Source organism: Alloalcanivorax balearicus MACL04, assembly GCF_025532145.1.
Classification (GTDB): Bacteria; Pseudomonadota; Gammaproteobacteria; order Pseudomonadales; family Alcanivoracaceae; genus Alloalcanivorax; species Alloalcanivorax balearicus.
Window position 1 is genome coordinate 24,553 of sequence record NZ_ARXS01000012.1, and the last position, 18,527, is coordinate 43,079.

Genomic DNA, 18,527 nt, shown 5'->3' on the forward strand with positions numbered 1-18,527 from the left:
CACGGCGAAGCGTTAACCCGGCATCCGCGTGGCGGCGTACTCGGCCAGGGCGGCGATGGTCTTGGACGGGTTCAATCCCAGGGCACGAGGCACCATGGCACCATCCACCACATACAGGCCGGGATAGTGGAATACCGCGCCGGTGTGATCCACCACCCCTTGCTTGGGGTCGTCGGCCATGCCGCAGCCTCCCAGCGGGTGCGGGGTCACCAGATTCTTGAACCACTTCCAGGTGGCCGGCGTCATGCCCCGGCCGCCGGTGGCTTCGGTCAATGCCAGGTGGCGGTCGGCCAGCGCCTGCACCGCTTTTTCCGCCTTGCGGTAATCCCATTTCAGCCGCAGCCGGTCCTTTTTCCAGGGTGCGTACCAGCGCCGGCCCAGGCGGAAGCGGCCGCCAGGGTCGTCCACCGCCTGGCCGAACCACGGCATCATGCGCAGGAAAGGGTTACTGTCCTCGCCGTATTCCAGCATCGCCGCGCCAAGGCGGGTACGGGCCAGCCGAGGGTGGCGGGCGGTGTGCTCCAACAGATTACCGAGCAGATCCGGCAAGCCGCCGTCTTCCACCAGGTAGCGGGCGCCATTGTCGCTGCCATCCAGGTAATCGATGGCGCTGGTGATCGTGGGGCCACGGGTCGGTGCGATCTCACGATCGGAATAGAGCGCCGGGGTGAAGAAGTCACCGTTGCAACTCCAGTTTCGTCCCAACGCCCGGCTCAGCTTCGGCAAGGTGCGGTACTGATCGCGACAGCGCAGCAGCAACTCGGTGGAACCGACACTGCCGGCGGCGACGATCACCCGGCCGGCACGGTAGCGGCGCCAGGCGCCGGCCAGCAGATCGCGTACCCCCACCTCGTAGCGCCCATCCTCCAGCGGACGGATCCAACGCACATGGTGTAACGGACGGATATCGGCGCCGTGCTGCTCGGCCCGCGCCAGATAGTTCAGATCCAGTGTGTTCTTGGCGTTCACCGGGCATCCCAGATCGCAATTGCCGCAATGCACGCAGGTGCCCTGCTCCCGGCCGTGGGCGTTGGTCCAGGTTTTGCTGTGGTGATAGTCGTAGGCGTCATCGAGGCCGGCATGCCAGTCCGGATCGAACTGGATCGCTTGCGGCACCACTTTGAAACGGCCGCCGTGACCGAGCTTTTCCGCCGCTTCGTGCATCAGGCGAGTGCGTGGTGTCCATTGATTGTCCGGCAGCGATTGCACCCCCATCATTTGACCGACGGTGTGGTAATGGCGGCTCAATTGCGGGTAACGAATGGCTTCCGGCCACCCCTGTTCGAACATCTCCGGCCGGGCATCCAGGCTGACGTTGGCGTAGATCAGCGAGCCGCCGCCCACACCCGCGCCCATGGCGATGCTCATGTCGCCGAAGTAGCGGAAGTCGAGCCAGCCGTTCTGATGCTCGGGCTCGTCCTCATCCCATAGCCAGTTGTCCTGGCTGACACTGGGGTAGTCCCGCGATTGCCAACGGCGCCCCCGCTCCAGCACCACCACTCGTTCCCCGCGTTCCGCCAGCCGGCAGGCCATCACCGACCCGCCGAACCCACTGCCGATAATCAGTGTCGCCACTGTTTCCATGGCGCTTCCCCCTGCTCCGTTCCCAACCCGGACAGCCGCAAAAGCCGTGCGACCGTACCGCGCCCCCAGGCAATGACAAATAGTCCGATTTATTCCCTATGCTTTTCAAACACTTGCATGATGGATTGAAAGTAAATTCCTGTCCATCCGCGGCACTATGTATTATCCTTCGCGCATCTCAGCCCCGCCAGCTTCTCATCATGGAACAGATCGATTTCGTCGACCAGCAGCAGAACCTCCCGACCACTCCGCAACGGGCACCACGCATGCGCCGCACCGGCTCGGTACGGGCGGGTCATCGCCGCCTCACCGCCGACATTCCCGCGGATCTGCACAAGCGCCTGAAGATGCAGGCCCTGCGCGAGGATCGCTCGGTCACCGATCTGATCGTTCACGCGGCGGAATATTATTTGCGAAAGGTGTAAACAGGGTCGCGTCCCATGGCACATGGGTCCCTGTAATTCGCTTACACGCAACACGCTTGCACGCTAAATCCAAAACCGGATAGCCAGTCTTGGAGACATGCTGGCCCGCCTCTCACTTGTTAAGCAATCAGCCCTTTCCGCATGGCTACTGGGCTGGCAAGCATGGCGTGTTGCCTGTAAGCGTGTTGCATGCCAGCGCCTTATCCCCTCCTTCACCAAACCGTCAATAATCCGTCACCGATCCGTCCTCGCCTCTTCGTAGCCTGCCGTAGAATCGGACAAGCGGAGGGACAATCATGGACGCGGATCTCTTTGTGCTCGCCCTGGCGGCACTGTTCGCACTGAGCTACCGGATGCTGTTCCGGGCACTGCCACGGGAGCGCTGGCAATTCGTTGCCTGCCTGCCGTTGGCGAAAAACCGTGACGGCACCTGGCGCACGCTGAACCTCACTTATTACGGACTGTTCACCGGTCTGGCCGGCGGCTTCGGCGTGGCCGCGTTCGTATTGCTTACCGCCGCTTCCGGTGTCCCTCTGGGCATCGCCCTGGGACTCACCGCCGGCATTCTGGCCGTGTGTCTGCCGGCGGCCAAGTTGATCGCCACGGTGGTGGAAAAGAATCGCCACGGTTTTACCGTGGGCGGTGCCAGTTTCGTCGGTATCCTGCTGGCGCCGCTGTTACTGTGGGGCGCCGATGAATTGTCCCGGCAATGGTGGCAAGATCCGTTGCCGGTGATGCCGCTGCTGGCCGCCATGACCATCGCTTATGTGCTTGGCGAGGGGGTCGGTCGGCTCGCCTGTATCAGTTTTGGTTGCTGTTACGGCAAATCACTGGAGCACGCGCCGGCCTGGGCCCGGCGTTGTTTCGCCGGCTTGCACCATGTCTTTCACGGCTTCACCAAGAAGATTGCCTTCGCCGGGAACATGGAAGCGGTGCGGGTGGTTCCGATCCAGGCCCTCACTTGTGTGTTCTACACTCTGCTGGCGCTGGTGGGCATGGCCTTGTACTTCCACGGACTGTACGCCATCGCCTTCGCTCTGACGCTGACCGGCGGACAATTGTGGCGGGTGTATTCGGAGTTTTTACGGGCGGATTTCCGAGGCGGCAAGCGCTTTACGGTTTACCAGACCATGGCCAGCCTGGCGGCGCTCTACGGTCTGCTGATCAGTGTGCTGCTACCGGGCGGCGACACTGTTATGCCGGTCTTGAGCGCCGGTCTGACCACCCTGTGGCAACCGGGCATGATTCTTTGTCTGCAGCTGGTGACGGTGGGCATGTTCCTGTTTTCCGGCACCAGCACCATCACCACCGGGGAGCTGCGTTTCGGGTTGGCGCCGGACTGGCGTGGACAAGCCGGTTGCGATAGCGAGGCCGAGCCGCCGCTGGCTACACCAGCGCGGCGGCCTTGATCTGGGCATGGACCCGGCTTCCCGGGGCCAGCCTCAGCCGGTCCCGGGAATAGCTGGACAGGCGCGCCAACAGCCACTGCTGTTCGCACCGCAGCCGCACCAGGCATTGCCCCTGGGGTAGTGACCGCACGTCGTCGACGACGGCCGGCAGGATATTCAGCACGCTGGAGTCCGAGGCCGGCGACAATGTCAGGCTCACGTCCCGCGCCGCCACCCGCAGACGCGGTGTGTCACCACCAGGCCCGGAGGCCGGCACTCTCACCTCACAGGCGCCCAGGGCCAACACCAGCAAATGATGATCCTGCTCATAACGCAGATGACGGGTGCGCAGCACCACCGCCGCGTCCCGATGCTCCGCCAACGGTGACCCGGGGCCGGCCAGCACATCGTTGACCTCGCCTTGCGCCGCCAGGGCGCCGTCACGCAACCACCAAAGATGCTCCCCCAGTGTCAGCACCTCATCCAGGTGGTGGCTGACATACAACACCGGAATGGTCTTCGCCACCCGGCCGATCACCTCCATCAGCGCCTGGCGCCGGGCCTGATCCAGGGCCGCCAGCGGCTCGTCCAGCAGCAACAGTCGCGGCGCGCTCAACAATGCCCGCCCCAATGCCACCCGGCTGGCCTCGCCACCGGAAAGTCCCTGCACCCGGCGCGGCAGCAACGGCGCCAATGACAGCAGCTCCAGCACTTCTTCCCAACGTTGCGCCGGCAAACGTTGTCCCGACATTGTCGCCCGCCTTGCGGCATAGCGGAGATTGCCGGTCACATCCAGATGAGGAAACAGCGTCGGTTTCTGCAGCATCAGGCCCACCGGCCGGCGATGGGCCGGCAGCATTCCGGCACGGCCCTGCCAGCGTTCACCGTCGAATTCAATGCGCCCCTGACAAGGCTCAAGACCCGCCACCGCCCGCAGCAGACTGCTTTTGCCGGCCCCGGACTCACCAAACAAAATGGTCACGCCCCGTTCCGGCAACGTTCCCTGCACGGAAAGCGCAAAAGCGCCGCGACGAAGGGCGATATCCAGGGACAGACTCATAGCGGTCCCCGTGCTTTCTTCTGCCAGCGAAACACCGCCCACAGCAGCACCAGCGACATCACCACCAGCACCAGCGCCAGACGCTGGGCACTGGCGTAATCACCGGCCTCCACATGCTCATACAGCGCCACCGAGGCGACCCGGGTCTCGCCGGCGATGCTGCCGCCGATCATCAGCACCACACCGAACTCTCCCAGGGTATGGGCGAAGCCGAGCACCGCGGCGGACAGGTAACCAGGGCGCGCCAGTGGCAACACCACGGAGAAGAACCGGTCGAGAGGGCCGGCGCCAGCGGCGGCGGCCATGTCCAGGACATCCTTGTCGATGGCGGCAAAAGCGTTCTTTAACGGCTGCAGCACGAACGGCAGTGAATAGACCACCGAACCGATCACCAGACCGGCGAAGGAAAACGCCAGCCCCGGTCGCTCCAGCAGGGGACCAAGCCAGCCGCCGGGACCGTCCGGGCCAAGAAACAGTAACAGGTAGAAGCCCAGCACCGTGGGCGGCAGCACCAGCGGCAACGCCAGCAGCGATTCCAGCAGAGCCTGGCCGGGACGGAAGCGTCGGGCCAGCCACCAGGCCAGCGGCGTGCACAGTACCAACAGGATCACGGTGGTGATCAGCGCCAGTTTGACACTCACCCATAACGCCAGAGTGTCACCGGCCGCCAGCATCAAGGCGTCTCCAGCCGATATCCCGCCGCTTCGATCCGTTGCCGGGCGGCGTCACTGAACAGGAAATCATAGAAGGCGCGTGCCGCCGGCCGGTCATCCAGCAGCACCGCCTGTTGGCGAATCGCCGGATAGGACTCCGCCGGTGGCAGCCAGAGACTGCCGTCGGCTTCCCGTACCTGGGACAGAGCAACGAACCCGGCCCGGGCGGCACCGCTTTGGATGAACTGAAAGGTCTGCCCCACGTTCTCGCCACGCACCAGGGTGACGGAGTCCGGCAACGCCAGCGTGGCCAGCACCGCCTCGGCGGCGGCACCGTAGGGCGCGGTGCGGGCGTTGGCCAGCGCCAACGGCGTCAGTTCACCGCCATTCAAAAGCGCCGCCCCCAGCGCCAGCCCCGGCTCCCGGCTCCACAGTGCCAGCACGCCCAGGGCATAGGTGCGGCGGCTGCCGGCGACAATCCGTTCCTGCTGCTCCAACTGACGCGGACGGGCCTCATCGGCGGCGAGGAACAGGTCCAGCGGCGCGCCCTGCCGTATCTGCGCATAGAGTTTGCCGGTGGAACCCACGCTGACGGCCACTTCGGCCCCGGCATGCCGGGACTGGTAATCCGCCACCAGTTGCCGCATGGGGCCGGCGAAATTGGCGGCCACCGCCACCCGCACCGGCGCCTCCGGCCACGCCAGTAACGGCAGCCCCATCAGCAAAGCACAGAAGGCGAAGCGGAACATGCCGGTCTCCGTTAACGTGATCCGGACTCCCGGGGGTTTTGTCCGAGGTGGGCCTCGCCGCGCTGACGGGACAGTTCGATCTGGCGCTGCCGCTCGGCGAAGCGGGCCTTCTGATCCACCGTGGACTCGTGGTAGCACCGCGGGCAGGACACGCCCGGTTCGTACTGCGGGGACAGCTTGTCCTGATCGGAAATCGGCCGGCGGCAGGCGTGGCACTGCTGATACTGGCCAGGTTGAAGGTCGTGATCGACGGTAACCCGCTCATCGAACACGAAGCACTCGCCCTGCCACAGGGAATCGTCCTTGGGCACGTCTTCCAGGTATTTGAGGATCCCGCCTTTGAGGTGATAAACCTCCTCGAACCCCTGCTGGCGCAAATAGGCGGTGGATTTTTCACAGCGGATGCCGCCGGTGCAGAACATCGCCACCCGTTTGTGGCGGGACGGATCCAGATTCTCGCGCACATAATCCGGAAACTCACGGAACGCCTTGGTGTGCGGGTTGATCGCACCGGCGAAGGTGCCCACTTCGTACTCGTAGTCGTTGCGGGTGTCGATGACCAGAGTTTCCGGATCGGCGATCACCCGGTTCCAGTCCTCCGCCTCCAGGTAGGTGCCGCGGTCGGCGTCGGGATCCAGGTCCTCCACGCCCATGGTGACGATCTCTTTCTTGAGTTTCACCTTGGTGCGCAGGAACGGCGGTTCGTGGGTGTAGGATTCCTTGTACTCCAACCCCTGAAAGCGGCCGTCCGCCGCCAGCCAGGCCAGCACCGCGTCAATGCCTTGCCGGCTGCCGGCGATGGTGCCATTGATGCCTTCACGGGCCAGCAGCAGGGTGCCGCGCACGCCGGCTTCGGTCATGCAAGCCAGCAGCGGCTCACGCAGGTTCTGGTAATCGTCGAGACGGGTAAAGCGGTATAACGCCGCCACCACGATGACATCGTTCATCGAGTGAACTCCGGATCATGTTTGCTGCCGCCACGGCAATCCGGCGAGGCCGCCACCTCGCCATTGCGGGCGTTCCATTCCTCAGGGGTAAACAAATGCAGGGCCAGTGCATGCACCGGACCGGCCAATTCCTCGGACAGCACCGCGTAGATCGCCTGATGACGGCGCACCGGCATCTTGCCGGCGAACGACTCGGACACCACCGTCAGCTTGAAGTGGGTTTCCGAGTTGGCTGGCACATTGTGGCGGTGGCTTTCGTTCTCCACCGTGACCTGGACGACCGGCATGGCGTCGCGGATTTTGCGCTCAATGGCTTGAGCCACGCTCATACTGCTCTCCGTGGAATCGGGTTTGGGGACGTTATTCTACGGTTTTACTGATCATTTTGCAGTCTCCGGGCGTGGAATAACCGCCTCCCACAGGGTTTCGCCCTCCTGGTCCAACAGCGCGGCTTCACTGTCGCCGGGCCCGAACTGGTGCACCTGGCGGCTTTCGCTCCAGGCAGTCCAGTCAGCGCCACCACCGTGGGCGAAATCGCTCCACACCTGTTGCACCCGGCGGGCCAGTTGTTTTGGCTGCTCGCCGCCACCGGTGAAGTACTGCCCCACCGGCGTATCGGTAATGCCGAATACGAACGGCACGTCGACCACATGACAGGCCCCCATGGGGATGCCGAACTGGGTGCTCGGCCAGGTGAACTGGAACCCCCAGGTGCGCGGCTGCCGGGCAGCCTGAGCGTCCAGCAAACGCAACGTCGGCACCCGGAAAAGACGGTCGCTCTCCATGGCGGAAAACCAGTCCATGTTGCTGCGCTGCGGGTGCGGGGTAACGTGGGCGCGATAGTAGTCGAACAGGCGCTGGCCGTTGCCCGGCGCGGCACGTTCGAAGCGGCGCTGAATCTCGGCATCGTCCATGGCGCGCATCTGCTCCACCGTGGGAAAGCCGGCCAACGGCCCGGAATACTGAAAGAAATTCCATTCGTCCCGGCACACCCCGGCGAGCAGTTCGATATCCGCGCAGGCACCGTCGGCCATGGCCTGGATCGGAACCTGTGGCAGCAGATCACCATCCACCATCGGCAGAAAATTCATCCCGAACTGGGGGGTGGAATCCCGCAATCCCCGTGCCACCGAAGTCCGCAGCGCCTCCCCCTGTGCCGCCAGCCAGGCTTCACCGTCGGCCTGCCGCAGACGATCGGCGACATCGCCCTCGCCAGGTAACGCCGCCAGAAACGCCTCGGTGACGCGCCGGGACTCCTCCGGCGACAGCACGAAATCGGCGCCGCCGGACTGGATGATGGCGCGCTGGAACAGGGGTCGCGCCCGTGGCGCCGCCATCAGCGAGGCGACGCTGAAACCGCCGGCGGATTCGCCGAAAATGGTCACCTGGTCGGCCCGGCCGCCAAACGCCTCGATGTGACGATTCACCCATTCCAGGGCGGCGATCTGATCACGCAACCCCAGGTTGCTGTCCGCGCCCGGCAATACCGAAGCGAAATCGGCGAAGCCATGGGCGCCCAGCCGATAGGCGGCATTGACCACCACCACCTTGCCATTCCGGGCCAGCTCGGCGCCGTTATACAGCATCTGCGATACCGACCCGGCGGTGTAGCCGCCGCCGTGATACCACAGCATCACCGGAAAGGGCCCTTCGCCTTCGGGAACCCAGATATTCAGATACAGGCAGTCCTCACCGGATTCCTCCACGCCCATCAGCGGGTTGCGGCGCTGCAAGGAAGGCAGCGGATAGCGATCGGCCCGCTGTGCCTGATCACTGTCGGGCAGCGGCTGGGGCGCCTTGAAACGGCGTTCGCCCAGTGGTGGCAATGCATAAGGCACGCCCCGGAATTCGTGGACACCCTCCCCCGGTACGCCCTGATAGCGGCCCTGCGACAGGGTCACGGTCTGTTCATTCGCCACCTTGTTCTCCTTAGCACTTGGCTGGTTGTCGAATTGTTCGACAGAAAAAAAGAGCCCCGAATGCACTCAACGTACACTTGTAGCCATTATCACGACGCTTACGACTTGGCACAGGAGCCATTCAATGAGTGAACATGACGTAGCAGAAGCCCAAACCGAAGCCACCGGCCTGCGCACGCGCCTGTCCGCCACAACGGACAAGCTTAACAAAGCCGCCCGGGGAATCGTGAATCGGATTACCGAAAACGGCGAGCGCCTGCTGAATGAGCTGGTGGAAACCGGTGAAGCGCTGCGCGACAAAGCCGGCGACAAGGCCAAGGCCGTGGCCCCGCAGGACTGGCGTGCCAATCTGGCCCATGTGCTCGGTCTGCCCACCCGCGACGAAATGGACGCGCTGGGCAAAAAGCTGGACCGCATCAGCCGCAAGGTCAATAAAATGGCCCGCGAACAGAAAGCCGCCGGTTGAGACGCCGGCACGCTTACACGCAACACGCTTGCTCGCCAATACAGCGTGTTGCGTGTAAGCGTGCCAGCGAGTCATGGGGTGGACCGCGATGCCTTTTCGCCACCCCCTCTTTTCCTTCCGTCCGTGCGCTTGGCCGCGCGGTCCTCTATAATGCGCGCCGACTTCATCTCCCCACGATCTAGGAGACCTTCATGAAAGCACCTGTACGCGTGGCGGTGACTGGCGCCGCTGGTCAAATCAGCTACTCCCTGCTGTTTCGCATCGCTTCTGGCGACATGCTCGGCAAGGATCAGCCGGTAATCCTGCAACTGCTGGAAATCACCCCCGCTCTGGAAGCCCTGAAAGGGGTGGTGATGGAACTGGAAGACTGCGCCTTCCCGCTGGTGGCCGGTATCGTGCAAACCGATGACGCCAATGTGGCCTTCAAGGACGCCGACTACGCTCTGCTGGTAGGTGCCCGCCCCCGTGGCCCGGGCATGGAGCGTAAGGATCTGCTGGAAGCCAACGCGGCGATCTTCTCCGCCCAAGGCAAGGCCATCAACGACAACGCCAGCAAAGGTATCAAAGTGCTGGTGGTGGGTAACCCGGCCAACACCAACGCTCTGATCGCCCAGCGCAACGCGCCGGACATCGACCCGCGTCAGTTCACCGCCATGACCCGCCTGGACCATAACCGCGCCATGGCGCAGTTGGCCAACAAGCTGGGCAAGACCGTCAACGACGTGAAGAAGATGACCATCTGGGGCAACCACTCCTCCACCCAGTACCCGGATCTGCATCACTGCGAAGTGGACGGTCAAGTGGCCGTCGATCAGATCGAGCAAGACTGGTACGAAGCGGATTACATCCCCACCGTGCAACAGCGTGGCGCCGCCATCATCAAGGCCCGCGGTGCTTCCTCCGCTGCTTCCGCCGCCAACGCCGCCATCGACCATATGCGCTCCTGGGCGCTGGGCACCGATGAAGGTGACTGGGTTTCCATGGGGATCTACAGCGACGGTTCCTATGGTATCCAGGAAGGCCTGATCTACTCCTTCCCCTGCACCTGCAAGGACGGCGACTGGAGCATCGTCCAGGGCCTGGAAAACAACGAGTTCTCCAAAGCCAAGATGCAGGCCACCGAGCAGGAACTGGCCGAAGAGCGCGACGCGGTAAGCCACCTGCTGCCGTAATCGCCTCTCCGTGTTTACCGGACCCGCGCTCGCGGGCCCGGTGAACCGGTCTCACACTTCAGACACGATGCCGTTCTCCCCGGCCATCTCCATCATGGCACGCAGAAGATCGTGCCGACTGATTTGCCCCACCAATTTTCCGTTCTCCACTACCGGGAGGCGGCGGCGGTGATGGCGCAGGAAAACTTCCATCGCCTCCAATACCGTGGCCTGGGCCGGCAGCACCTGTAATTCATGGCTCATGTAATCCGCCACCACACCGATATCGATACCGTGGTAACGGGCTTCAAGCATGCCGCGCAGACAATCGGATTCAGAGAACATCCCCACCAGAATCCCCCGCTCCACCACCGGCGCCCCGGAAATACGATTTTCCAACAGCAGCCCCATGGCGTCGAACAGGGAGACACCCGGATCAAGCGTAAGCGGACCCCATTTCATATAGTCCGTTACTTTCATTGTTTTCCACATGATTTCATTCCCTTGATACAGACGTATCCAATAGACCTCCCCCCCTGGGCGGTCTCAATTCACAGCAGCGCTTCGGTGGAGCTGATCACACCATTGGCGTCGGCGTAAACGAAATCCCCGGGGCGGAAAGTAACGCCGCCGAAGGTAATGTCGATGTTCAACTGACCTTCACCGCGGCGCACCGATTTGATCGGCACGCACCCCAGAGTGACCACGCCAAGATCCAGTTTTGCCAGTTCCTGCACGTCACGGCAGGCGCCATAAATGATCACGCCTTCCCAGCCATTGCTCACCGCGTTTTCAGCGATCATGTCGCCGATCAAAGCATTGCGCAGGCTGCCGCCGCCGTCCACCACCAGCACCTTGCCTTTGCCGTCGGTGGCCAGATGCTCCTTCACACGGGAGTTATCCTCGAAACACTTTACCGTTACGATCTCGCCGCCAAACGCCTGGCGGCCACCGTAGCTGAACCAGTTGAGCCCGGTGACCACGGACACTTTGTCGGCATGCTCGTCACACAGATCGCAGGTTACCAACGTCATATTCACTCCTTGGCAGGCCCGCTGCGGCGGGGCCACCAGCGGGCGAATCAACAATTAACAAGACGAGACGCGCGGCCGAAGCCCCTGTAAGGTCAGGCCAGAGCCGGGAACTGGCCCTGGAATTTGCCGGCGAACACCTGAAAATCCCGGTACCGCACCCGGTAGACGCCGGCGTCCGGGCCCATCAGCGCCATGCCCACCATCGCCTGCGCCACCCGTTCCGCCGGCACCGGCAACCAATGCGCGTCGCTCCAGCGGGTCACCGGTTCCAGCAGCCGGGAGAGCAGATTGCCCACGTCTTCCGCCAACCGCTTCTCTGGCCGGTCGCCGCGCAGCAAGGACGGCTGAATCAAGACCAGCAGCGGCAGGCCAAGCGCCTCCAGATCCTGCTCCATGCGCCCTTTTACCCGCGCATAGAAAAACGAAGAGTGGGCATTGGCGTTGAGCGCGGACACCACCATGAAACGCCGCACACCGGCCTGCTTGGCCATGTGCCCGCAGCGCACCACCAATTCGTGGTCCACATGTTCAAAGGCTTCCCGGGAACCCGCCTGCTTCATGGTGGTGCCCAAACAGCAAAACACGTCGTCCACCTTGAAGAAGCCGCCTTCCTGCTCCAACTGCTCCGGATCGATGACTTTTTCCCGCAGGCGAGGGTGTTCCACTTCCACCTCACGCCGGGTCAGCACTCGCACTTCGTCGTAGGCCTTACAGCCCAGCAGCAATCTCAGACAGTGCCGGCCCACCAGCCCGGTGGCGCCCAACACCAGAGCACGTCGGGTCATTATTATTCTCCTTCGCCTACTTCGTGATCGTCGCTTGCCGATCCCAGCGGCAACCAGCGGCGCAATACCGTTTCCATCTCTTCAAGATGCACCGGTTTGGCGAGAAAGTCATCCATTCCAGCAGCAAGACAGCGGGCCTGAACGCCCTCGGCGGTGTTGGCGGTAATCGCGATGATCGGCGTGCGCGAACGGCCTTCCTGACGTTCGCTTTCGCGCATCACTCTGGTCGCCTCGAATCCGTCCATTCCCGGCAGCATGCAATCCATCAACACCAGGTCATAGGTCTCGCGCTGCAACAAGGACAAAGCCGCCGGTGCGTTGCTGAAAGTCTTTACCTGATATCCCAGCTTCGCCAGCATGCCCTTGGTGACCAACTGGTTGACCTCGTTGTCTTCCACCAACAGCAAGCGGAAATGTCTGCGGCGCTCCAGAGCTTCCGCGTTTTCCAGCGGCAGGTCCCGTACCGGCACCGCCCTCGGCACCCCCAGCAGACGCTCCAGAGCCCCGCGCAGGACGCTGCGATGCACTGGCTTCACCAACACCACCAGGCCGTGGCGCTCCACCAGACGCTGGATAGCCGGCTGGGCCCGTTCCTCGATGGTACACATCAGAATCAGTTTGACCGGTCTCAGGGCCGGATCCACCAGCACGTTGTGACACAGATTCAAGGCCAGTTCCTGCCGTTCCCGGGTGTCCACCAGCAACAAATGAAACTCGGATTGTTCGCGCTGTCCGGCCCGTAACGCCTGCAGCGCATGGTCATAATCACGGGAACCCTGGCATTGACAGCCGAGCGCCTCGAAGTCTTCCTGCAAACCGGCCAGGGCGCCGCCCGCGCTGCCCACCACCAGCGCCTGCAAACCGTCCATGGCGCTCAGCAGTTTCTGCGGTTCATTCATGTCAGTCTGCATGCCCAGACGAACCGTGAACCAGAAAGTAGCTCCCTCGCCTTCCACGCTTTCCGCTCCAATGGAACCGCCCATGGCCTCGGTGAGCCCCTTACACACCAACAAACCGAAGCCGATGTGCTTGGCGGCGAAGGCGTCCTGGGCGCCGTCCAGGAAATGATCCTGGAACAGGGTGCGCAGCGTATCGGTATCCATGCCCCTGCCCTGGTCGCTGACTCTGACACGCAGCACGCCTTCGTTGTCGCTTTCCTCGGTGAAATCCACGTCCAGGCGGATTTCGCCCTTGTCGCTGAACTTCACCGCGTTGCTGAGCAGATTGGTCAGCACCTGCATGAAGCGGTCACGGTCGCCACGTACACGCCGTGGCAGCATGCGATCAATTACCGCGGACAATTCCAAGCCCTTGCTCTGGGCCATGGGGCCGAACGCTTCCAATGCCTGTTCCAGGGTGCCACGCAGATCGAAATAGTCGGGGCTGAGCACGATGCGGCCGGTGAGGATACGGGAGTAGTCCAGCACGTCGTCGATCAGCGCCAGCATCAGTTTTCCGCTCTGCCCCGCCGCCTGCAGATATTCACGCTGCTCATCGGAAAGCTTGGTTTCTTCCAGCAGCGACATCATGCCCATTACCGAGTTCATCGGTGTGCGCAGCTCATGGGCCAGCCGGTAGACCAGGCTCAACTGGATATCGGTACCGGCATGATGATCCCTCCGCCGCTCATGCTGTTCGCCGCGCCGTTCACGGGTCACCGCGTGCCAGAACAGCTCATACTGGCCCCGGTAAAGACGGAACAAATAGAAGGTGTAGGCGCCAACCAGGACCACCAGCAGCCACTCTTTCATGCCGCCATAGAAGAACAGCCCGAGCAGGATCGGCACGAACATCAGCACGATGTAGAGCTGGCGCACGCGCAATCCCGCCATCCAGGAACTGCCCAGAGCGGTGGTGACACCAACGTTATAGAGAATAACCACGAAGAAGTTGAAGCCGGCGCCGGTGCGCCACAGCAGCCACACCGGCATCACGCCCCAGACCAGGGCGTGCAGGATCAGCCCGGCGCCGAACAGCTTGCGCCAGCGCGCCGGTCCGGCGCCGTACAGGGCGTCGAATCGGGCGATCAGCCACAACCGGAAGGCCGTGACCAGCACCACCGCGCCGCCGGCGATCAATGTTTCCAGTTCGTGGGCCCGGTATACCCCGCCCCAGGCCGTCACCAGGGCATAAACCAGAAGGGCCGCCAACACCCCCATCAGGGAGTTCTTGGCGGCCCCGTAATCCACTCGCTTGAGGACCTTGCGATCTTTTCTGTATATCACCGTCATTCTGCCGACATACGGATCAGGCGTAAGTTAGGCCTTGCCGTCATTAAATTCAACCGTAATGACGCGCGGGTCAAAGAAGGTCCGCCGTCAGGCACTCACCCACAGCATCTTTACGTTTACGTAAACTTCCCCTATGCTGCCACCATGACAACACAAAAGACCTACAGCATCGGCGAGTTGGCCCGCGAATTCCAGATCACCACGCGCACCATTCGCTTTTATGAAGATCAGGGCCTGCTGCACCCACAACGGCGCGGCCAGACCCGGATCTATCTACCTTCCGACCGCGTCGCGCTCAAACTGATTCTGCGCGGGAAGCGGCTGGGATTGTCCCTGGCCGAGTCCCGCGAGCTGATCCAGCTATACATCCCCGCCGGGGACAACCGCCATCAATTACAAGCCCTGCTCGGCAAAATCGCCGAAAAGCGGGCCATGCTCGAGCAGCAACTCAAAGACATCCAGGCCATGCAGCAGGAAATGGATGAGGCTGAACAACGGGCCCGTGAGGCCATGATGCAATTGGAGAACAATAATGTATGACGGTGGATTGGACTTTCACTTCGACGAAACCCTGAATGCCCTGCGCGACAGTGTTCGCGCCTTTGCCCGGCGCGAAATCGCGCCCATTGCCGCCCAGGTGGACAGCGACAATCTGTTCCCCAACGAACTGTGGAAAAAACTCGGTGATCTCGGCGTGCTTGGCATCACCGTTTCCGAGGAGTATGGCGGTGCCGGCCTGGGCTATCTGGCCCATACCCTGGTGATGGAAGAAATTTCCCGCGCCTCCGCATCCATCGGCCTGTCCTACGGTGCCCATTCCAATCTCTGCGTGAATCAGATTTTTCTCAATGGCAACGAAGCGCAGAAAGCCAAATACCTGCCCAAGCTGGTGAGCGGTGAGCATATTGGCGCCCTCGCCATGAGCGAGCCCGGCGCCGGCTCCGACGTGGTGAGCATGAGCCTGCGCGCGGAGAAGAAAGGCGATCGTTACATACTCAACGGCAACAAGATGTGGATCACCAACGGACCGGACGCCAACACCTATGTGATCTACGCCAAAACCGATATCAACGCCGGACCGCGCGGCATCACCGCTTTCCTGGTGGAACGGGATTTCCCCGGTTTCTCGCGGGCGCAGAAGCTCGACAAGCTGGGCATGCGCGGCTCCAATACCTGCGAGCTGGTGTTCGAGGACTGCGAAGTGCCGGAGGAAAACATCCTCGGCAAACTGAACGAAGGCGTTCGCGTTTTGATGAGCGGTCTGGATTACGAACGCACCGTGCTCTCCGGCGGCTCCACCGGCATCATGCAGGCCTGCCTGGATGTGGTCGTGCCCTACGTGCATGAACGCAAACAGTTCGGCAAGGCCATCGGCGAATTCCAGTTGATGCAGGGCAAACTCGCCGACATGTACGTGACCCTGAATGCCAGCCGCGCCTATCTGTATCAGGTGGCCCGCTGCTGCGATGCCGGCCAGACCACCCGCAAGGACGCCGCCGGCGTCATTCTGTATTGCGCGGAAAACGCCACCAAGATGGCTCTCGACGCCATTCAGTGTCTCGGCGGCAACGGCTATATCAATGAATACCCCACCGGTCGTTTGCTGCGCGATGCCAAGCTCTATGAAATCGGCGCCGGCACCAGCGAAATCCGCCGCATGTTGATCGGCCGGGAATTGTTCAACGAGAGCGCCTAATAATGCCTAGAATTATCAGTCATCTTAATAAGAGCGCGCCGGAGTTTGACCAATACCGCGAACACAATCTGAAGCTGCGCGGGGAGTTGCGGGAAAAGCTCGCGCACATCGCCCACGGCGGCGGTGAAGCGGCAGAGGCGCGGTTGCGGGAAAGAGGCAAGCTGCCGGTGCGGGAACGCATCCAGTACTTGCTGGACCCCGGTTCCCCCTTCCTGGAGCTGTCCGCACTGGCCGCCGACGGGGTTTACCCCGGCGAGGACGTTCCCGCCGCCGGCTGTGTCGGCGGCATCGGCCGCATCAGCGGCGTGGAATGCATGATCGTCGCCAACGATCCCACCGTGAAAGGGGGTAGCTATTATCCGCTGACGGTGAAGAAGCACCTGCGCTGTCAGGCCATTGCCGCGGAAAACCGTTTGCCCTGCGTCTATCTGGTGGATTCCGGCGGCGCCAATCTGCCGCGCCAGGATGAGGTGTTCCCGGACCGGGATCACTTCGGCCGCATCTTCTTCAACATGGCCAACATGTCCGCCAGCGGCATCCCGCAAATCAGCGTGGTGCTGGGTTCCTGCACCGCCGGCGGCGCCTATGTGCCGGCCATGGCCGACGAAGTGATCATGGTGCGTAATCATTCCACCGTGTTTCTGGCCGGCCCGCCGCTGGTCAAGGCGGCCACCGGCGAGGTAGTGAGCGCCGAGGAACTGGGCGGTGCCGCGCTGCACGCCGAGCAATCCGGCGTCGCCGATCATCTGGCCGAGGACGAACCCCATGCGCTGGATCTGGCGCGGCGCTGCATCGCCCGGCTCAACTGGCGCAAACCGGAACAGCTCGACATCCGCGAAAGCCGCGCGCCGGCCTATGATCCCCAGGAACTCTACGGGCTGATCCCGCCCACCACCCGCTCGCCGATGCCGGCCCGGGAGCTGATCGCGCGCATCGTCGACGGTTCCGAACTGGATGAATTCAAGGCCAGCTACGGCACCACCCTGGTCACCGGCTTCGCCCGTATTCACGGCATACCGGTGGGCATTCTCGCCAACGATGGCGTGCTCTATTCCGAGTCGGCGCTGAAAGGCGCTCACTTCGTCGAGCTGTGCAATCAACGCAAGATTCCGTTGTTGTTCCTGCAGAACATCACCGGTTTCATGGTCGGCAAGAAATACGAAGCGGAAGGGATCGCCAAGCACGGCGCCAAAATGGTCAATGCGGTGGCCTGCGCCCGGGTACCGAAATTCACCGTGATCACCGGCGGCAGTTTCGGCGCCGGCAACTACGGCATGTGTGGCCGCGCCTACGACCCGCGCTTCATGTTCATGTGGCCCAATGCCCGCATCTCGGTGATGGGCGGAGAACAGGCCGCCAGCGTGCTCACCCAGGTCAAGGTGGCTTCGCTGAAAAAGAAAGGCGAGAGCTGGAGCGAGGAACAGGCGCAGGCCTTCCAGGAAGAGATGACCGCTCAATACGAGTCCATGGCCACGCCCTGGTACGCCAGCGCCCGGCTCTGGGACGACGGCGTCATCGACCCGGTGGACACCCGCGACGTGTTGGGGCTGGCGCTGTCCGCCAGCCTCAACGCGCCTATTGAAGACACCCGCTACGGCGTATTCCGGATGTAATCATGAGTGTAGAACTGACCCTGCAAGCGCCGGTGGCCCGCATCACCCTGAACCGGCCGGAAAAAAGCAACGCTTTCGACAACACCGTCATCGAGTCCCTGATCGACGCTTTCGACCAGGCCGGTGCCGACGACCAGGCCCGAGTCATCGTGCTCGATGCCGCCGGCAAACACTTCTCCGCCGGTGCCGATCTCAATTGGATGCGAGCCATGGGCCAACTGGACCATGAAGAGAATCAGCGCGATGCGTTAAGGCTGGCGGCGCTGATGGCGCGCATCGATCAGGCCGGCAAGCCGGTCATCGCCCGGGTCCAGGGCGCGGCCTTCGGGGGTGCGCTGGGATTGATTTGCGCCGCCGATATGGCGGTGGCGGCGGACAACGCGCGCTTCTGCCTGAGCGAGGTCAAGCTCGGCATTCTGCCCGCGGTGATCGCCCCCTATGTGGTCCGTGCGCTGGGCCCCCGTCAGGCACGCCGCTATTTCATGACCGCCGAAGTGATCGCCGCGCCACGCGCCAGGGAACTGGGCATCGTCCACGAAGTGGTGGCCGAGGATCAGCTCGACGCCACCGTGGAGGCATTGGTTGACGCTCTTTTGAAAGGCGCTCCGGAAGCTCAGTTGGAGGCCCGCGATCTGGTACGGCGCAGCGACGAGCAGCCACTGGACGAGAACTTGATCGGTTATACCGCCGAACTGATCGCCCGCCTGCGCACCGGAGACGAAGGCCAGGAAGGGCTCGCCGCCTTCCTCGAAAAACGCGCGCCGGCCTGGAGCGCCTCCTGATTCGTTGGTGACCACGGAACCCCGGGGGTTGTCGAATCCCGGGA

At 62.8% G+C, this 18,527-nt stretch carries 19 protein-coding genes; 8 read left to right on the forward strand and 11 right to left on the reverse strand.

Annotated features, from left to right (window positions below; all coding sequences use genetic code 11):
• Nucleotides 1-12 precede the first annotated feature (12 nt).
• Entirely contained in the window at nt 13-1,584 is a 1,572-nt protein-coding gene (locus tag MA04_RS11595) for a GMC oxidoreductase (protein ID WP_163127729.1), read from the reverse strand.
• A 200-nt stretch (nt 1,585-1,784) separates the two neighbouring features.
• Here MA04_RS11595 and MA04_RS11600 point away from each other — a divergent pair, with 200 nt between their 5' ends.
• Together MA04_RS11600 and MA04_RS11605 are read left to right on the forward strand one after the other, a co-directional pair.
• Nucleotides 1,785-2,009 carry a hypothetical protein gene (locus MA04_RS11600; protein ID WP_163127727.1) on the forward strand — a complete coding sequence of 75 codons (225 nt, stop codon included), beginning with the start codon at nt 1,785-1,787 and terminating at the stop codon, nt 2,007-2,009.
• Nucleotides 2,010-2,305: 296 nt separating this feature from the next.
• Nucleotides 2,306-3,418 (forward strand): prolipoprotein diacylglyceryl transferase family protein, encoded by a 1,113-nt coding sequence (locus MA04_RS11605; RefSeq protein ID WP_262460577.1) that lies wholly within the window; start codon nt 2,306-2,308, stop codon nt 3,416-3,418.
• Here MA04_RS11605 and modC read toward each other — a convergent pair.
• The 6 genes from modC to MA04_RS11635 are packed head-to-tail and all read right to left on the reverse strand — an operon-like array spanning nt 3,396 to nt 8,725.
• Nucleotides 3,396-4,457 (reverse strand): molybdenum ABC transporter ATP-binding protein, encoded by a 1,062-nt coding sequence (gene modC / locus MA04_RS11610; protein ID WP_262460579.1) that lies wholly within the window; start codon nt 4,455-4,457, stop codon nt 3,396-3,398. The two genes, MA04_RS11605 and modC, sit on opposite strands and share 23 nt — an antisense overlap.
• Nucleotides 4,454-5,131, reverse strand: coding sequence for a molybdate ABC transporter permease subunit (modB, locus tag MA04_RS11615; RefSeq protein ID WP_163127721.1), 678 nt, complete (start codon nt 5,129-5,131; stop codon nt 4,454-4,456). The genes modC and modB overlap by 4 nt, the downstream gene beginning before the upstream one ends.
• Nucleotides 5,131-5,859 (reverse strand): molybdate ABC transporter substrate-binding protein, encoded by a 729-nt coding sequence (gene modA / locus MA04_RS11620; RefSeq protein ID WP_163127719.1) that lies wholly within the window; start codon nt 5,857-5,859, stop codon nt 5,131-5,133. Before modA ends, modB begins: the two co-directional genes overlap by 1 nt.
• Before the next feature lie 11 nt (nt 5,860-5,870).
• Nucleotides 5,871-6,806 carry an oxygen-dependent tRNA uridine(34) hydroxylase TrhO gene (gene trhO, locus MA04_RS11625; protein ID WP_262460582.1) on the reverse strand — a complete coding sequence of 312 codons (936 nt, stop codon included), beginning with the start codon at nt 6,804-6,806 and terminating at the stop codon, nt 5,871-5,873.
• Entirely contained in the window at nt 6,803-7,135 is a 333-nt protein-coding gene (locus MA04_RS11630) for a BolA family protein (protein WP_163127716.1), read from the reverse strand. The genes trhO and MA04_RS11630 overlap by 4 nt, the downstream gene beginning before the upstream one ends.
• A 51-nt stretch (nt 7,136-7,186) precedes the next feature.
• Complete coding sequence (locus MA04_RS11635; protein WP_262460583.1) at nt 7,187-8,725, reverse strand: carboxylesterase/lipase family protein; 1,539 nt, start codon at nt 8,723-8,725, stop codon at nt 7,187-7,189.
• Nucleotides 8,726-8,849: 124 nt separating this feature from the next.
• Between MA04_RS11635 and MA04_RS11640 the strand changes: the two genes are divergently transcribed.
• Together MA04_RS11640 and MA04_RS11645 are read left to right on the forward strand one after the other, a co-directional pair.
• Nucleotides 8,850-9,191 carry a phasin family protein gene (locus MA04_RS11640; RefSeq protein WP_262460584.1) on the forward strand — a complete coding sequence of 114 codons (342 nt, stop codon included), beginning with the start codon at nt 8,850-8,852 and terminating at the stop codon, nt 9,189-9,191.
• A 191-nt stretch (nt 9,192-9,382) separates the two neighbouring features.
• Nucleotides 9,383-10,363 carry a malate dehydrogenase gene (locus tag MA04_RS11645; RefSeq protein ID WP_163127711.1) on the forward strand — a complete coding sequence of 327 codons (981 nt, stop codon included), beginning with the start codon at nt 9,383-9,385 and terminating at the stop codon, nt 10,361-10,363.
• A 51-nt stretch (nt 10,364-10,414) separates the two neighbouring features.
• Here the strand turns inward: MA04_RS11645 and MA04_RS11650 are convergent, their stop codons facing one another.
• The 4 genes from MA04_RS11650 to MA04_RS11665 form a co-directional block, all read right to left on the reverse strand.
• Nucleotides 10,415-10,822, reverse strand: a complete 408-nt coding sequence (locus tag MA04_RS11650; protein WP_262460585.1) for a CBS domain-containing protein — start codon at nt 10,820-10,822, stop codon at nt 10,415-10,417.
• Between the two features lie 71 nt (nt 10,823-10,893).
• Nucleotides 10,894-11,376: a ribonuclease E activity regulator RraA gene (gene rraA / locus MA04_RS11655; RefSeq protein WP_262460586.1), complete on the reverse strand. Its 483-nt coding sequence runs from the start codon at nt 11,374-11,376 to the stop codon at nt 10,894-10,896.
• A gap of 92 nt (nt 11,377-11,468) precedes the next feature.
• The gene (locus MA04_RS11660; protein ID WP_262460588.1) at nt 11,469-12,161 is read right to left on the reverse strand and encodes an NAD(P)H-binding protein; all 693 of its coding nucleotides are present in this window, start codon (nt 12,159-12,161) and stop codon (nt 11,469-11,471) included.
• Between the two features lie 2 nt (nt 12,162-12,163).
• Nucleotides 12,164-14,392 (reverse strand): response regulator, encoded by a 2,229-nt coding sequence (locus MA04_RS11665; RefSeq protein WP_262460590.1) that lies wholly within the window; start codon nt 14,390-14,392, stop codon nt 12,164-12,166.
• A 144-nt stretch (nt 14,393-14,536) separates the two neighbouring features.
• Between MA04_RS11665 and MA04_RS11670 the strand changes: the two genes are divergently transcribed.
• Genes MA04_RS11670 through MA04_RS11685 form a run of 4 tightly spaced genes read left to right on the forward strand, consistent with a single transcriptional unit; the run spans nt 14,537 to nt 18,483 of the window.
• Nucleotides 14,537-14,932, forward strand: a complete 396-nt coding sequence (locus tag MA04_RS11670) for a MerR family transcriptional regulator (RefSeq protein ID WP_014994783.1) — start codon at nt 14,537-14,539, stop codon at nt 14,930-14,932.
• On the forward strand, nt 14,925-16,088 hold the full coding sequence (locus tag MA04_RS11675) for an isovaleryl-CoA dehydrogenase (RefSeq protein ID WP_163127706.1): 1,164 nt from the start codon (nt 14,925-14,927) through the stop codon (nt 16,086-16,088). Before MA04_RS11670 ends, MA04_RS11675 begins: the two co-directional genes overlap by 8 nt.
• Nucleotides 16,089-16,090: 2 nt before the next feature.
• A complete protein-coding gene (locus tag MA04_RS11680; protein WP_262460594.1) occupies nt 16,091-17,701 on the forward strand; it encodes a carboxyl transferase domain-containing protein in 1,611 nt (536 codons plus the stop codon).
• A 2-nt stretch (nt 17,702-17,703) separates the two neighbouring features.
• A complete protein-coding gene (locus tag MA04_RS11685) occupies nt 17,704-18,483 on the forward strand; it encodes an enoyl-CoA hydratase/isomerase family protein (protein ID WP_262460596.1) in 780 nt (259 codons plus the stop codon).
• Nucleotides 18,484-18,527 lie beyond the last annotated feature (44 nt).

Bases quoted from the DNA above. Each gene is read 5' to 3' on its own strand.
- MA04_RS11595 (WP_163127729.1), bottom strand. From the start codon at position 1,584: ATGGAAACAGTGGCGACACTGATTATCGGCAGTGGGTTCGGCGGGTCG.
- MA04_RS11600 (WP_163127727.1), top strand. From the start codon at position 1,785: ATGGAACAGATCGATTTCGTCGACCAGCAGCAGAACCTCCCGACCACT.
- MA04_RS11605 (WP_262460577.1), top strand. From the start codon at position 2,306: ATGGACGCGGATCTCTTTGTGCTCGCCCTGGCGGCACTGTTCGCACTG.
- modC (WP_262460579.1), bottom strand. From the start codon at position 4,457: ATGAGTCTGTCCCTGGATATCGCCCTTCGTCGCGGCGCTTTTGCGCTT.
- modB (WP_163127721.1), bottom strand. From the start codon at position 5,131: ATGCTGGCGGCCGGTGACACTCTGGCGTTATGGGTGAGTGTCAAACTG.
- modA (WP_163127719.1), bottom strand. From the start codon at position 5,859: ATGTTCCGCTTCGCCTTCTGTGCTTTGCTGATGGGGCTGCCGTTACTG.
- trhO (WP_262460582.1), bottom strand. From the start codon at position 6,806: ATGAACGATGTCATCGTGGTGGCGGCGTTATACCGCTTTACCCGTCTC.
- MA04_RS11630 (WP_163127716.1), bottom strand. From the start codon at position 7,135: ATGAGCGTGGCTCAAGCCATTGAGCGCAAAATCCGCGACGCCATGCCG.
- MA04_RS11640 (WP_262460584.1), top strand. From the start codon at position 8,850: ATGAGTGAACATGACGTAGCAGAAGCCCAAACCGAAGCCACCGGCCTG.
- MA04_RS11645 (WP_163127711.1), top strand. From the start codon at position 9,383: ATGAAAGCACCTGTACGCGTGGCGGTGACTGGCGCCGCTGGTCAAATC.
- MA04_RS11650 (WP_262460585.1), bottom strand. From the start codon at position 10,822: ATGAAAGTAACGGACTATATGAAATGGGGTCCGCTTACGCTTGATCCG.
- rraA (WP_262460586.1), bottom strand. From the start codon at position 11,376: ATGACGTTGGTAACCTGCGATCTGTGTGACGAGCATGCCGACAAAGTG.
- MA04_RS11660 (WP_262460588.1), bottom strand. From the start codon at position 12,161: ATGACCCGACGTGCTCTGGTGTTGGGCGCCACCGGGCTGGTGGGCCGG.
- MA04_RS11665 (WP_262460590.1), bottom strand. From the start codon at position 14,392: ATGACGGTGATATACAGAAAAGATCGCAAGGTCCTCAAGCGAGTGGAT.
- MA04_RS11670 (WP_014994783.1), top strand. From the start codon at position 14,537: ATGACAACACAAAAGACCTACAGCATCGGCGAGTTGGCCCGCGAATTC.
- MA04_RS11675 (WP_163127706.1), top strand. From the start codon at position 14,925: ATGTATGACGGTGGATTGGACTTTCACTTCGACGAAACCCTGAATGCC.
- MA04_RS11680 (WP_262460594.1), top strand. From the start codon at position 16,091: ATGCCTAGAATTATCAGTCATCTTAATAAGAGCGCGCCGGAGTTTGAC.
- MA04_RS11685 (WP_262460596.1), top strand. From the start codon at position 17,704: ATGAGTGTAGAACTGACCCTGCAAGCGCCGGTGGCCCGCATCACCCTG.